Here is a 1140-nt window from a genome sequence, read left to right as displayed (position 1 = left end):
GACCTAAGGGTGACCAGGGTGCTCAAGGTCTTCAAGGACGTGATGGTCAAGACGGAGCACAAGGTTTACCAGGACGCGACGGACGAGATGGCGCAGCAGGTCGTGACGGACGTGATGGACGCGACGGAAAAGACGTCTTGAACGGCAAAGTTAACCCAGAAGCAAATCAAGGTAAAGACGGCGATAAATACGTTAACACAGAAACAGGTGACGTCTTCGTTAAGAATAACGGCAACTGGGATAAAGAAGGCAACATCAAAGGACCTAAAGGTGACAAAGGTGCTCAAGGTCTTCAAGGTGAGCGTGGTCAAGACGGAGCACAAGGTTTACCAGGACGCGATGGACGAGATGGCGCAGCAGGTCGTGACGGACGTGATGGACGCGACGGTAAAGACGTCTTGAACGGCAAAGTTAACCCAGAAGCAAATCAAGGTAAAGACGGTGATAAATACGTCAATACAGAAACAGGCGATGTCTTCGTTAAGAATAATGGCAACTGGGACAAAGAAGGCAACATCAAGGGACCTAAAGGGGACAAAGGTGAACAAGGTCTTCAAGGTCGTGATGGTCAAGACGGAGCCCAAGGTTTACCAGGACGCGACGGACGAGATGGCGCAGCAGGTCGTGACGGACGTGATGGACGCGACGGTAAAGACGTCTTGAACGGCAAAGTTAACCCAGAAGCAAATCAAGGTAAAGACGGTGATAAATACGTCAATACAGAAACAGGCGATGTCTTCGTTAAGAATAATGGCAACTGGGACAAAGAAGGCAACATCAAGGGACCTAAAGGGGACAAAGGTGAACAAGGTCTTCAAGGTCGTGATGGTCAAGACGGAGCCCAAGGTTTACCAGGACGCGACGGACGAGATGGCGCAGCAGGTCGTGACGGACGTGATGGACGCGACGGTAAAGACGTCTTGAACGGCAAAGTTAACCCAGAAGCAAATCAAGGTAAAGACGGTGATAAATACGTCAATACAGAAACAGGCGACGTCTTCGTTAAGAATAACGGCAACTGGGACAAAGAAGGCAACATCAAGGGACCTAAAGGGGACAAAGGTGAACAAGGTCTTCAAGGTCGTGATGGTCAAGACGGAGCCCAAGGTTTACCAGGACGCGACGGACGAGATGGCGCAG

1 pseudogene is annotated in these 1140 nt (G+C 50.6%); it reads left to right on the top strand.

What is annotated here, in order from left to right:
- Positions 1 to 1140 (top strand): annotated as a pseudogene (locus PAN06_RS14310) (peptidase); the annotation flags it as partial.

It is taken from the genome of Streptococcus sp. SM3 (assembly GCF_027497875.1).
This window is presented reverse-complemented; position numbering and strand designations above follow the sequence as displayed.